The organism is Granulicella arctica (genome assembly GCF_025685605.1).
Classification (GTDB): domain Bacteria; phylum Acidobacteriota; class Terriglobia; order Terriglobales; family Acidobacteriaceae; genus Edaphobacter; species Edaphobacter arcticus.
Genome location: NZ_JAGTUT010000001.1, coordinates 825,840 through 839,779 on the forward strand (window position 1 = coordinate 825,840; position 13,940 = coordinate 839,779).

At 52.8% G+C, this 13,940-nt stretch carries 7 protein-coding genes; 2 read left to right on the top strand and 5 right to left on the bottom strand.

Translation table 11 applies throughout. The features are described 5' to 3' along the window. Window positions 1-228 precede the first annotated feature (228 nt). Window positions 229-3,726 carry a carboxypeptidase-like regulatory domain-containing protein gene (locus OHL20_RS03380; RefSeq protein WP_263381806.1) on the bottom strand — a complete coding sequence of 1,166 codons (3,498 nt, stop codon included), beginning with the start codon at window positions 3,724-3,726 and terminating at the stop codon, window positions 229-231. A gap of 678 nt (window positions 3,727-4,404) precedes the next feature. Between OHL20_RS03380 and OHL20_RS03385 the strand changes: the two genes are divergently transcribed. Beyond that, complete coding sequence (locus tag OHL20_RS03385) at window positions 4,405-5,670, top strand: dipeptidase (RefSeq protein WP_263381807.1); 1,266 nt, start codon at window positions 4,405-4,407, stop codon at window positions 5,668-5,670. Between the two features lie 59 nt (window positions 5,671-5,729). Here the strand turns inward: OHL20_RS03385 and OHL20_RS03390 are convergent, their stop codons facing one another. The 3 genes from OHL20_RS03390 to OHL20_RS03400 form a co-directional block, all read right to left on the bottom strand. After that, the gene (locus tag OHL20_RS03390; protein WP_263381808.1) at window positions 5,730-6,215 is read right to left on the bottom strand and encodes a Rid family hydrolase; all 486 of its coding nucleotides are present in this window, start codon (window positions 6,213-6,215) and stop codon (window positions 5,730-5,732) included. Window positions 6,216-6,272: 57 nt separating this feature from the next. Beyond that, window positions 6,273-7,856: a flavin monoamine oxidase family protein gene (locus OHL20_RS03395; protein ID WP_263381809.1), complete on the bottom strand. Its 1,584-nt coding sequence runs from the start codon at window positions 7,854-7,856 to the stop codon at window positions 6,273-6,275. A gap of 326 nt (window positions 7,857-8,182) precedes the next feature. Further along, window positions 8,183-11,155, bottom strand: coding sequence for a M14 family zinc carboxypeptidase (locus tag OHL20_RS03400; protein ID WP_263381810.1), 2,973 nt, complete (start codon window positions 11,153-11,155; stop codon window positions 8,183-8,185). Between the two features lie 508 nt (window positions 11,156-11,663). On the opposite strand from OHL20_RS03400, the gene OHL20_RS03405 reads away from it, so the two are divergent. Beyond that, a complete protein-coding gene (locus tag OHL20_RS03405; protein WP_263381811.1) occupies window positions 11,664-12,752 on the top strand; it encodes an amidohydrolase family protein in 1,089 nt (362 codons plus the stop codon). 161 nt (window positions 12,753-12,913) lie between these two features. Here OHL20_RS03405 and OHL20_RS03410 read toward each other — a convergent pair whose 3' ends face one another. Beyond that, on the bottom strand, window positions 12,914-13,849 hold the full coding sequence (locus tag OHL20_RS03410) for a carbohydrate kinase family protein (protein ID WP_263381812.1): 936 nt from the start codon (window positions 13,847-13,849) through the stop codon (window positions 12,914-12,916). Between the last annotated feature and the right edge of the window lie 91 nt (window positions 13,850-13,940).

Consider the following 13,940-nt stretch of genomic DNA (forward strand, 5'->3'; position numbering starts at 1 on the left):
AGTGCCCTCGAGCCAGATTCCAATCGCGCCAACAATCTCAACCAGATTCGTTGATTCGAGTTGGATACCTGATCAAGTGCTCGAGCTAAGGTGCAACATGCCTCCGCCTGCGAAATGCATTGAGCACGGCATCAGTCGCTACACGCGATACGCTAAGAGTCACGACACAAGACAAGTGGGCATCGCTGCCGAACCGGCAGCGATGCCCACTGTCTGTCAATACTCTTCTTAGAACGTCAGTCTACCGCCAAGCTGTACGAGCCGCGGGAAGCCAAGCGTGCCGGTGATCTGGCCAGCACTCGAGCTGTCAACGGCCAGGTTAGGCCCATTGAACTGCGGTGTATTGAAGGCGTTCAGAGCCTCGGCCCGGAACTCGGCATTCACTCTCTCCGTCACTCTGAAGTTCTTGTTGAGGGATAGATCCGAGTTCAGGTAACCAGGTCCATAGCAGTTGACGGTACGTGGTGTGTTGCCATACGAGTACTGTGGAGTTGCCGTGAATGCTGCCGGATTGAAGTAAGGAGTGTTGCCGCTCCCGCCAAGGCGACTTTCAGGTGATCCGCTGTGGCAAGCGGAAGCTCCTGCAACGAGGGTTGGGCGAGTTGTAGCGTTGCCATAAGCCGAGTTGACGTTGGTCGACTGAGTAAGCGGGAGCGGGGCGCCATCCTGAATTACCATGATGTCGTTGAAGCGCCAGCCACCTACAGCAAGATCGAGCCAGCGGCTGGATCCACCAAGGAACTGCTTTCCATGACCGAAAGGCAACTCATAGGTTGCAGCAATGGTAGTCCGCTTGGGAATATCGTTGATCGCGCGTGAGTACTCAGTCTTCAGGTTGTAGCTGTCCTGTGGACCATTATTGCCGGGATTGAGCGTGCTGCCTGCGCCCCACAAATTGTCCCAATTGGAAGACCATGTGAAAGCAGCCAGCAAGGTGAACCCTTGGCTGAAACGCTTCTGTACCTTGATATCCAACGCGTTGTATTGCGTCTTGCCATCGCTCACAGAATCAGTGATTCCTTGGTACTGTGGGAACGGCCGGATCGTCTGGTTATAGGACTGTGTTCCCGTCCCCCAGAAGCCAAGACCCGCATACTTATTGGCTACCTTGGTGTCGAGTGCCGAAGCGCGCGCATAGTTGGCATCTGCAAGTTGGTTGATATTCAAACTATTTGGCTGATTCCGACCGTGTCCGCCTACATAGCCGAGCTTGACTGCGAAGCCGTAGGGTAGTTCTCTTTGGATATCAGCCGAGTAGGAGTCGTAGAACGGCGCCTTGCGGTTCTGGTCGATTACAGATAGCGTACTGCCGATGCTGGTGCTCAATCCAAACGTGTTTCCGGAAGCAGCGGTGCTCAAGGTCGGGAATGGATTGCTCAAACTAATTGAAGGGACTCCGCTCTGACCAGGGATGCTGTTAGTCACAACGTAACCCGGTGCAAGTGAAGCTGATCCGCTGTATACGAACGGTTGATAGAAGAGCCCGTAACCTCCGCGTATGACGGTCTTATCGTCAATGGCGTATGCAAAGCCGGCTCTTGGCGAATACTTGTTTGTCGTATTGCCGGTAGATGTGCGGTATCCGTTCTGACCAGCGAATTCAACACCACCCACCGCTCCGACCGAGCTGCCAAAAGCGTTGTAGCTTGCCGTCTGGTCAAAGCCGACTGCATAGTGATTGTTCCGCTCGTTTACACCAGGCTCATGCTCATAACGCATGCCAAGGTTGAGCGTCAGCTTTGGCATCACCCGCCAGTCGTCTTGCACAAAGACAGCGTTGTACTGCGTCGTGATCGCCAGCTTTGCCGGAATAATCAAAGTGCCCGATGTTGGATAGCCAAGCAACATATCCGCCGCTGTGGCACCAGTGCTTCCTGATGGATGAGCATCAGTTTTACCCGTACCTGAATTCGTCAGCGTACTGTCGAAGGTGAATGCACCGTCGGCACTGCTCAGACTGGTAAACGTGAGGCTAATCGCGCGAAAGACATAGCCTGCCTTGACATTGTGCTTGCCGAGGCTTTTTGAAACGCCAGCAACGAAATTACGTGAAAAATATACAGCCGGACCTGAGTTCGAAGTACCTTCGCTCGAAAGACCAGAATCACCTGTGATGGCTGGAAAGCCGGTTTTCGAAAGCGCGGAGAGATAGTTGCTCGGGAAGCCCAGCGTGCTCTGATTGAATCCTTTGCTGATGTCCTGAGTATCATTCGGGAAACGATTGAACCCAAAGCCGACAGTGACCACTGTCGTCGGGTTTACCGTAATCGTATTTTGAATACCTACTGCGTCGACCTTCCGGTAAAGCAAATAGGAAGATGAGCTTCCAGGTGCTGTCGTGAGCGAGTTGCCGCCGGGCTCCTTACTGCCGTAGTGCATGTAATAGAAGTCCGAGGCCCACTTGCTACCAAACTGATGGTCCAGCTTGCCGACGAACTCATCGGCGCGATCTCCAAGCGTATCTTGACCGGTGAAGTTAGGCGACCCATAAGCAGCCACAGCGCTGTTTGGCGCAGGGTAGTAGCTCAGAATTGCATAGCCAACCGGGTTGATCCTGCTTGCAGGAATTGTGTTGTTCGGGAAAGGTGTGCGGGCAGTTGCAGGAGAGAGTGGGTCGTAGATGCAGCGACCTGTAACGCACACGCCGCCCGCAACCGTACCTATATCGGAAAAGTTTCCAGCGGTACCAATTGAGGTGCCTCTCTGAAGCGCGGTCGGCACCTCATATGAGTTCGATGCAGTTAGCGGAGAACGCTGCCGATATCCTTCTTCCGTCAACCAGAAAAAGGTCTTATCTTTACCTCCGAGAACCTTGGGCAATGGTACTGGGCCGCCGATTGCGCCTACGTAGCTATAAAATTCAGCGGCACCGCGTGGTGTAGTCGGCTGCGTAATACCCGTTACGGGATCTTTATAAGCGGTGCGGTTGTTGAAGAATAGATTGGCTCCCCAATTGGTTTGCCGTGTTTCACCTTGAAGCACCCCATGCAACGAACTGGAACCGGAATGCAACGTCGTGTTGAACATTCCACCGCTCGTTCGCCCAATCTCAGCATCGTAGGTGTTGGCTTGAACCTTGACTTCTTGCACTGCTTCGATCGAAGGAATTATCACGGCACGATTGCTAAAGTCTGTGATCGGAATACCATCGACTGAATAATTATTCGAGCTTAGCGGTGCACCGGCAATCGAGATAGTTGAAGATCCGCTTTGGTCTTGAAAACGCACAAAACGCGGATCGCCCACGGCTGTCACGTTATTGTCCAACTTCGAGAACAGGAATGGATTGCGACCAGGATTAGGAAGATTCTGTAGTTTCTGTGAATCGATCAACTGGCCGTTATACGATGTTCCACTGTTGACCAGCGGTTCAGCCGCCGTAACTTCGACTGTCTGACTTGCAGAACCAATCTGAAGCGCAATGTCCACCGGAATAGTATTGCCCGAATCCACAACAATTCCACGGTGGCTTAGCTTACTGAATCCATCAGTTTCCGCAGAGATCGTATAAGTCCCTGGATCAACGGCGCTAAAGGTGTACTCACCTGAACCATTGCTGGTGGTCGTTCGTGTAATGTGCGTGGACTCTGAGGTCAATTCAACATTTGCCTTGGCGATAGAAGCGCCCTGAGAGTCAGCAACGATGCCGCGAATTGCACCGTAGTTAGACTGGGCCAGTCCCACAGGAACTATCAAGAGGGAGATTCCAAGAACAACGAGAAGCATATGAAACTTCTTCGACAAGATCACCAAGTAACGCCTCCAAATGTTGAACCATCGTTGTCAGCAAAACACGATTCCAAGCCACGCCTGCCCTAGATGCGAGAGGTCGCTGTCAAGATCGGAAATATTCTGTCTTCAGATACAGTTCTGCTGAAGCTGCTAATTGTGTCGCTACCGAACGGTAGATAGAGGTCAGCGTGTGCCGGTACAACTCTTCGGCTTCTACTACATTTGTGCGAGAAACTCTCCAGCGTAAAACATGCCGGAGGCACTACAGGTAAATTGACTTACTAGACTACTGGCACATAGAAAATCAATGTACCAATGCTGCGAGTTACCTGCTACGGAAGGAGCTAAATACACTTCGGGGTAAAGATCCTTAAGTAGAGGATCTACTGATGTGAGAGATAGCCTTTTGGTGATGTATTTGAGATTAGCGAACTACAATGAGGCTGTCAATAAAGAAAGTTAAACGTCTCACTTTCTGCAAGCTGCATTGACATTTACAACCTGGGACTTCACCACGACGACGTTCGAGGAGATCGCAACATAGATCGACGACGTACGTTACAGTAAGGAATCAAGATCCTGCAACGCTCCTACAGAAGCTTTCACCTTTGCACCAGAATCCGTCGCGAGACGACAGACATTGAGCAACTCTCTTTTATGAAAGGAAGCAAAGTGTCAAAGCTTCTTCGCACTGCATTCGCATTCAGCACACTATTGACGATATCTCTCACTGCCCAGCGGCCCCGAACAACTCACATCACCGATGCTGAGGTCGCGCGCATCACGAGCGAAGCCATATTGATCGACACCCATGATGACATTACTTCCAAGACAGTCGCGGGGTACGACATTGCCACGGCTAACAAGAGCGGTCAGACCGACCTGCCTCGCATGAAAGGTTTTCTAGGCGCCGAGTTCTTCGCTGTCTATGTAGGTGCGGAGTACACAAAAGACAATCATTCAGCTAATCGTGCACTCCAAATGATCGATACGGTTCGCACGGATGTCATCGCTGCTCATCCTAATGAATTCGTGTACGCAACTACCGCGGACGACATTATCCGCGCTCATGCGCAGCATAAAATTGCTGCCTTGATGGGTATTGAAGGCGGTCACGCAATCGAGGATTCACTCCGCCTCCTCCGGGATTACTATGCGCTCGGCGTGCGTTACATGACGCTTACTCACTTCAACACCAACAATTGGGCTGATTCACAAGGCGACTTTGATGACCCCAAGGTTACACACCATAACGGCCTGACACCCTTCGGCAAAGATGTAGTCCGTGAGATGAATCGACTGGGCATGATGGTCGACATCTCTCATACTGCTGACAAGACGTTTTTCGATGCACTGGAAGTGTCGACCGCACCCATCATCGCCTCACACTCGAGCTGCCGTGCTGTCTCAGATCACACTCGCAACATGACTGACGAGATGATCAAGGCGCTAGCAGCAAAGGGGGGCACCATGCAGATCAACTTCGACTGCGCCTATCTCTCTCAGCGTTACTCGGATGCTTCAAAACCCATCATGGCTGAGCTACGCCCCCGCTTTATGGAAGCCCAGAAGATTGAGGATCCCGTCGCACGCGAGGCTGCCATAGAGAAGCTTGAAGAAGAATCGACAGCGAAGCTGCCACCAGCGACCCTCGATGACGTAGTCGCTCAGATCGATCACGCAGTCAAAATAGGCGGTATCGATCATGTCGGAATCGGCACTGACTTTGATGGGGTTGGGTGCGTTCCTGCTGAACTCAGTTCCTACGATAAGTTCCCTGCCCTGACCCGGGCATTACTTGAGAAAGGTTATACAGCCACCGACATCAAGAAGATTTACGGCGGAAATCTCATCCGCGTCATGCGCGCAGTCGAGCAACGTGCCCGAGAACTAAAAACAACTCCGGCTCTTGAAACAACCATCGCAACCGCGAAGTAGTCGCCGCGATCGCGAGGCAAGAGGGGCTCACGGGGAGCCCCTCTTGCTGGATCAAAGATCTACTTGCCTCGTACGGCAATCACTTCAATTTCTAACAAAGCCCAAGGGGCCGCCAAGGCGGCAACCTGGAAAGCGGAACGAGCTACCTTGTTTGGCTGCTCCTTGGTGCCGAAGTATTTGACATACTCCGATTGCATCCCAGCAAAGTCCAGCTTGCCTGTCTTGGGATCAGGTCCCAGAAAGACGGTCATCTTTACGACGTCCTTCATATCAAGTCCCTGTTCCTTTAGGAGCGTCTGAATTTTTGAGAAGATACTCGCCGCTTGTGCTTTTGTGTCTCCATAATCAGCGGCAGTACCCTTAGCCGTGTCCGCTGCTGTGATGGGCGACGCAAGCTGTCCGCTCAAATAATAGGTATCACCAGCCCAGACGCCAGTCGCGATCGGCGATTTATCCGTTTGGATGTGCTTCACGATAACTTGCGCCTGCACTATGCCTGAGAACATCACCAGTGCAGCAGTCATTAAGATGTATTTACGTTTCATTCAAATCTCCATTTCAGCAAAACTACCAGGTTAGGTAAGTGCATCTACTTCTAAACTTCAAGCTGAAATTACCGAGGGCAGGCCCGCGAGCTTTGCGGATTTCACCTTCTCGCTGATCATCGATACGGCTCTTCGACCGCTCAGAGCCGCACCCTCCTGCCAGCCAACTATGTGGCTGATGGTATCCCCCGCGAAGTAGATTGGCCCATCCGCTTGGATCACGACATCATAGCCGCTTAGGCCGCCGCCGTAGCTCCGAATCCACGAGCCTTCGTTCCACTCGATGTGCTTCCAGCCACAGAAGATCGGGTTCGTCAGTTCCTTGCCATGGCCAGGATGCAGCTTCTCGATGGTGCCGCGGCTCGCGGCGAACTTCTCCTGCATCGTCATCTTCAAGAAGGCCGGATCTGCTCCCTCATCGGTATAACCAGCCACTACGATACCGGTCGGGTGCATCAGCCGCGAGCTTGGATACCAGACTGGACTTGGCCCCTGCGACACGAAGGATAGACCCCCGTAAATGTTATAGTCCTGCTCCCAGAAACGCCGTGATTCCCAAGCAACCTTATAGCTGCTCGCCATGGTGCTTTCGTCAATTACCTTTGCGAATGCTGGAGAGAAGTCATGTGGAATCTTCTTGATCATCGAGAACGGCATAGCACAGACACAGTAAGCTGCCTCCAGTTGCTTCGCAGATCCGTTTTGCGTGTAGGAAATCTGCACACCTTTTGCCGTCTTTTTAATAGCAGTTACAGGTGAGCTGAATTGAATTACCGGGCCTAAAGCAGCAGCAAACGCAAACGCAATTCTGTCCATGCCGCCAACTGGCTGCATCATTGTTGCCTGCCAGTCCCACGTCTCTTCATACAGCATGCTGTTCCAGAAATTCTCATCGAGCAGCATGTGCATATCCATCGGATCATCAACAACGGGAAGCTGCGAACCGGCTCCGGGAGGCGTTTTCAGCCCCGCCCGATCTGATCCAATATATTTGCCTGTTTTATCCAGCGGTCCATAGACCTTCAGAAACGCCGTCATGCGATCACGATCTTCCTTCGTAATCTCCGAATCAAGAGCGCCCTGCGCGATACACTTCGACAGCAACTCAGACACATGGCCGCGCGTATCGTTGATCGCCTTCCGCTGGGGCACCGCCGCTCCGCCGTTCGCCTTATCGTTCTGGAGGAGCGACGATCGCGAGGTGTTTATCTCTACTTCCATCGGGACCTTCAACTCGCGCGCGTACCCGAGCATCGTCCAGTGGGTGCTCGGAAGTCGTGCCGGCCCTAGATTCTGATAGTTCCCGTCCTCCCACGCAATGGTCTGCTCCGTGCCATCAACAAACTTGACCTTGGCGCCCTTGCGGCCCGTCCAGGCACGCCCACCCGGACGTTCCCGCGCTTCAAGCAGCGTTACATCGTACCCAAGCTTCTTCAACTCGTATGCAGAGACCAGGCCTCCAATCCCCCCGCCCAGTACCACTACCTTCACGCCCTTGCCAACCCCTGCCGGAGCGGCGATCTCCTGTGCCTGTATACCTTTCATTGGCATCAGCCCGAGAGACTGCATGGTTGCAAACGCAGCGCTGTACCCACCAGCCTGCCCGACTCGCATCAAAAAATCACGCCTGGAAATTCCCATACGATAGATCACCTTGTCTTTACAAAATTCACATAACCACTAGAAATGCAGAAAATGGAAGTCTGAATCGAGCTGCGGGATAACGAATGATGGAGTGCTTCCCGGGACATCGCAGGACGAATCCTGCAAGCCGGGGGCGAAGGTGAAAGAGGCACCCATATTGAATCGTGATAACTACACTTTATCGCAAATCGTGAGAATCCGCGCAAGAGACCAGTAGCAGGCGCTATGTTGTGTCAAGGCCAGATTGCGTTCGTCTTGAAAGTGGAAGCCTCCTCCAGCGAAGATTGAGGCTGAAGAAGACTCTTACGGGGAGGCAACGAATGCTACTTTGTTGCTTTGTTAGCATCTCCCAGATGGTCGTAGTTCATGATCGCGTTGAAGACAAGTGGGTAGGTGCCGACAGTTTCTCCGCGGTAAACGGGATTGTTCGCAAATAGGAGAACATTTCCCTTACCTAAGTGAGCATTGACCACGATAGCTCGTTCAGCGATCGAAGCCTGCTTATCGAGCAGACCCGAGAGAAGCATGGTCTTAGAGTCACTAAAGCGCAGAATCACCTCAGGTCTGTACTCCTTGGGAATGACCAGCAAATTGTTTCGCATCTGGTCTTCGTTGAGGACCTTGGCTTCCCATGGCTGTTGTTTGATAAGTGGTTCAGGGTCTATGTTGTTCTTCCGCCCTTGTGGAGCGTCACTATCGTCGACCGTCCCCCTACCGGTAGGCCTTTGCGTATAAGGATCCATAAGAACGCGACCGTTGGCGCGACCGAGGGTGTTGCTGATATTGAAGGCAAGACCGTTTGCGCTCATCACAGGGACAGTGGGTCCAAAGCCAGATGCGACGGGGCTACCGACCGAAACGAAGATGCTGTCGAGCACCGTTCCGGTAACCCGGGCATCGCCGCGTGGAACGACACTGACGCCGGGCGCAAGGCCAGTATCGATGGCAAACTCCGCAGTGTCCTCACACGTGATTAAGAGACCACCCTTCTCTATAAACGTTCGAAGATGCTGAAGGCCGCTATAGCCCATCCCTGGTCTGGTGTCAGGCGTCGAATCGAGCAGGCCTAAGTTGGGCGTAAGTTCCGTCTTCTGCCACGGAAGAGCATTGCCGTACATGGGACTTCCATCAATGATGTCGTGAGTTGAAGCGCGGCCGATGGGAGCGAAGACAATCACATCGTACTTACCGCGGAGATCGTCCATGCCGGTGATCGTCTGGGTGCTGATGTAGTCGAAGGGAACGCCAGCTTTATCGAAGGCGTACCGCCACCAACCTTCCGTCTGGGTCGCCTGCCAGGAGTGCATGAAAGCGATGCGAGGCGCTGCTGCAGGGTGAGTCGAGATGGTCGGCTTGGCGCTCAATCTAGATCCATCCAGTGACAGTTCCTTCAGGATCGGCGTGACAGCCGATTCTAAAGCGTCTTCAATGAGCAGGGATCCTGCAGGGAAATGCTGTCCTTCGGAATCAAAGGCTTTCTGGGTGACGGAGATATGGGCATTCTTCAGTTTATAAAGCAGCGCCAGCAAGGAACTCTGACCTGTGTTCGCTACGGCGAAGACTGTTCCACCGCCATTGAGTTTGCCTAAAGCGGTGGAAAGATCTGTCGCTAGAGTCATAGTCGCGTTGAGGAAAGCCGGATCGGTCACGCGCAAGACTTTGACATTGAAGAGTTGGCTGAAGGACCATCCGGTGTCGTCGTACGGGTGCTTCTGCGGATCGTCCGGCGCCCAGTACTGTCGATCGAGCAGCGCGTCAGCTACGCGGGAGTACGGCTGATCGAGTCGAACAACAAAACTTCCCGCAGGAATGATCTCCTGCGTCGGCTTGTCGCCTCGCTTGGCCGCGGGAATCGAGGTAGTGACCGCGCTAGAAAGTTGGCTGATTTCGAGATGTTGCCGTTTCAGCACTTCGAGCAATTGGACCTGACGATTAGCTTCCGACTCGTTCACTGGAAAAACGTAAGCCGCCGGACCATCGGTCGAAGGCTTCTGTTCGGCGCGCTTGCTCTTGATGTAATAGTTCTCAAGGAAGTGATGCGCATGCTGTGAAAAATAAGAGAGCGTCGTCAGCAGTGCCGTCTCTTCATAATTATTGTTATCTCGTTGCGACCAGGTGACGACCGGCAAGGGAGGGTTTTGGCGATACCAAGTGCGAGAGTATTCTTCAGGCTGCAGAATGCGCTTTTCCGTATCGGCGCCACCGTTCCCGAAGGTCTCGTACAGGCGACTGATGCCGTTGTGCAATCCTGCAAGAAACATTAGATAGCCGGGACTCCATGTGTCGAAGTCACCATGAGTAAACACCCCGGGCATCTTCAAGCCCTGCATCTGCGCGACGTTGTTCCAGCCAAGCTCAGCCCATTCATCGGCAAGCGTCGGATCTATCCATGCATTGTAAGGACCGTCCCCGACGGTATTGTCATAAAGGAATGGCACAGATTCGTGTAGATCATGAAGTACCTGGGCATGAAAATCAAGATAGGTATTGAGGACGTTCTGTGTGAGGTTCAGCGTCATGCCCATGGCGTCACGATTGTTGTCATGGGCAACGTAGTGGCCCCAGTATGTCAGTCTGGGCCACTGCTTTCCAGGGTTAGCTTTGTGCCACTTATAGATGTCAACCATGCGATCCCGACCGTCTACCTCGACTACAGGTGTGATCAGAACGATCATGTGCGAACGGATGTACTTGATGTATGGAGAGTCATCTACAGCAAGCCTGTAGGCGAGTTCCATCAGAGCGGTAGGTGCCCCGGTTTCGGGTGAATGAATAGTTCCCGTGATGTAGTAGACCGGATAAGAAGCGTCTACAAGGGTTCGGGCCTTGGCGTCATCCATGCCGATGCTTCGCGGGTCGGCGAGTTTGGCCAGCCTTTCCTTGTTTTCGCTCATGTTCTTGAGCAGGTTCTCGTCAGCAATGGCAGCAGCGATCATCTCGCGCCCCTCTTCAGTGTGGCCGATGGTATAGACCTTCACGCGCGGGGAGCTTGAGGCAAGAAGACGGAAATATTTGTAAACATCCTCTGCATAGGGCAGCATATCCGGAGCACCTGCGACATCGCCAAGGATCTTCATTGGGGTCGGCACGGTCTTTGATGCAGGAAGATAATCGACCAGCGGCGAAGTGAACGAAGGATCTGTCGTATATTGCTGCATGTGTTTCGCATACTCTTCGTCAGCCAGTTGCTTCGGGTCACGGGCGAAGTCGCCGTTCAGCGCCTGTGCTGCGAGGGACATGTTGACGGACAGTAGGGCGAAGACCGTCATCAGAGATGCCGCATTACGAAGATTCATGTTCCATATATAAATGCTTTACAGAATGCAGATCGAGAATTCTTCGAGACTGCTGCAAAGCTTACTTACAACCGCCTACTTCTGCAGCGGCGTGTAGTTTCTGTCCGCTGATACTTGTATCGGCTTTCCCAATCAAGCCAGATTGTCCGTTGCTCACATCGCCGGCAATAAAGCTTAACGCCAAAGTTACCGCCATACCTCTGTGAGACCCTGCGGGCCTAAGGTGTGCTTAGCTCCAGCTATGGCGCCAATTGCACGCTAGACAAAAGCGCCGAGCTATCAAGTTAAGATAATATGACTTACGTTTTGTTGCGTTTCAACTACATGCTGGTTCGGTTACCTCATCTCATTAGCGAGCTTTCAAAGTTGCCATTGCTCCTTAATAGTTCATCTTGTCCAAGCGGTGATCCAATTTCACAATCACGATTGCTGTTTCGGTGCCCGCAATGCCACTCCTATACTGTGCGCAACCAATCAGAGTAAAAAGCCAAGGAATGCAAAGGAACATATGAAACAGGAATTACGAGGAGCAGGGTCAACCACCGCGGTTGACAAGTTCGTCGATATGGTGAGTGCCACTGCGGAGGTAGACCTGCGGCTGAGCGATTTTAAGCCCCTTTCGGCATTGCGATCACCCGTACATCTACCCGAGCGCGGACGCTTCCCGGTCATCGACTATCACAACCACCTCGATTCCATGCAACCTGCAGAGGTCCTAAAGGTCATGGATCAGTGCGGTGTAGAACATATCGTCAACATCACGATGCAGGTTGGCCAAAAAGCACTCGAGATCATGGATAATTTTCGCCGGTATGCGCCGGATCGTTTCTCATCGATTGGGTGGATGGATTGGAGCGGAGTAGAGCGGCACGACTTTGTGCAGGTGACAACGGATCGCCTGCGCAGAATGATTGATCACGGCGCCTGCGGGATCAAGTTCTGGAAAGATCTTGGCCTCACCCTTAGAGATACTGATGGTTCCCTGCTGCGCATCGACGACGAACGCTTCAGCCCGATTTTTGAAGTATGCAGCACTTTGGGTTTGCCCGTCATGTTTCACACCTCTGATCCAAGCGCTTTCTTCGATCCGATCGACGCCCATAACGAACGTTATGAAGAGCTAGCCGCACACCCGGACTGGGGTTTTCATGGGCTTCCGGTGACAAAACGCGATCTCCTCGAACAGCGCAATCGAGTGATCGCCCGGCATGCTAAAACGACCTTCGTCGGGGCGCATTGTGCTGAAAGTGGCGAAGATCTCGCATATCTCGCTCAACAACTGGACGCCCTGCCGAATCTTCAGATCGATATAAGCGCTCGAACTCCGGAGTTAGGGCGGCAACCTTATACTTCTCGCGCCTTCTTTTTAAAGTATGCGGATCGCATCATCTTCGGTACCGACCTACTGCCCGAAGTAGATATGTACCGCCTCTACTATCGCTTTTTAGAGACAGCGGACGAGTACTTCGAATATCCGTCCCATGCCTCTCGACAAGGGCGCTGGAATATCTACGGTATATTCCTGCCTGACGACGTTCTAAAAAAAATCTATCGCGACAACGCGCTCCGGTTGCTCCCTCGCTTGCGTCAGCCTTGATCTGATCGTGCTGTGGCGGTCAGCTGGGTGCCGGAAGAATCGCCAGGCATGGAACCTGCATCCACTTGTCGATCTTCATCTCGGACTGGCCAATGATGTGGTTCTACAAGGAGAACAATTTAGTTACGGCGGCTCGAGAGCCGCTTCAAGCGATCGTCCTTTCAAGTTTGGAACCGCTTAAGGAAGCTCTCTCTCATTGCAGCATCCCGAAACGCTTCGGTGCCTCCAGGGGCAAGCGTCGACAGAGCACCCGTAATATTACCCATGTGTGCAGCCTGCGTCGGGGATGCCCCGCGCAGATATGCACTCAGAAATCCGGCGTTGAAACTGTCGCCCGCTCCGATCGTGTCTACAGGAGTTACCGCGATTCCAGGCACAAGTTCGCTGACCCCATGATGATGCACAAGTGCTCCGCGCGGTCCGCACTTCACGACGATGAGGGGCACAGCTCTGCCGAGAATACCCAGTGCCTCGTTGAGCGTCGAGGTTTTGGTCATTCGCATGGCTTCGTCTTCGCTTGGCAGGAGAATATCCACCAGGGGTAAAAGTTCTCCAACCAAGGCCCACTTATCTTCTGGATCATCATTCGTGTCGAGCGAGATGGTCAGTCCCGCCGCTCGAAGCTCGCGTAGTAGTGTCGGCAAGCCTGGGTGCAATGCAAGTTGAAGAAAGAGCGAGGAAAGATGGAAGTGCCGCGAGGATGAGAGATACTTTAGCGGAAGATCCTCAGCAGCCATCTCCGCCATCGTACCGAGGTAGGTGAGAATATGCCGCTCCTTTCCATGTGGCATTAAGATTGTGACACCCGTGCCAGCGCTCCCTCTACCGGCCTGCACCTCTGAAAGATCGACACCTGATTCCGCCAGGCGCGCGAGTGCTAGCTTCCCGAGATCGTCTGAACCCGTTCGCGTCACAAAACCCACTTTCATCCCGAGCGATGCGAGGTTGTGAGCAACGATGGCAGACGAACTTCCAAGCGTCACCTCGAATCCTGAAGCCAAAAGCTCACGTTCTACAGGCATCTGCTGCGGAAGTCCGTATAGGATCAGATCGAGATTGATCTCTCCGGCTATCGTCACATCAAAGCGGCGTTCCATGGTCTCTCTCCAAACGGCGTCTATTGTTTGCCTTCGTACTCACATCAATATGTTACTATTTCTTGTGTTTCATTTCTTTTAATAGCAGTTT

What these genes read in the sequence shown, in the direction of transcription:
- OHL20_RS03395 (WP_263381809.1), bottom strand. Translation starts at nt 7,856, where the DNA reads ATGGGAATTTCCAGGCGTGATTTTTTGATGCGAGTCGGGCAGGCTGGT.
- OHL20_RS03390 (WP_263381808.1), bottom strand. Translation starts at nt 6,215, where the DNA reads ATGAAACGTAAATACATCTTAATGACTGCTGCACTGGTGATGTTCTCA.
- OHL20_RS03405 (WP_263381811.1), top strand. Translation starts at nt 11,664, where the DNA reads ATGAAACAGGAATTACGAGGAGCAGGGTCAACCACCGCGGTTGACAAG.
- OHL20_RS03400 (WP_263381810.1), bottom strand. Translation starts at nt 11,155, where the DNA reads ATGAATCTTCGTAATGCGGCATCTCTGATGACGGTCTTCGCCCTACTG.
- OHL20_RS03380 (WP_263381806.1), bottom strand. Translation starts at nt 3,726, where the DNA reads ATGCTTCTCGTTGTTCTTGGAATCTCCCTCTTGATAGTTCCTGTGGGA.
- OHL20_RS03410 (WP_263381812.1), bottom strand. Translation starts at nt 13,849, where the DNA reads ATGGAACGCCGCTTTGATGTGACGATAGCCGGAGAGATCAATCTCGAT.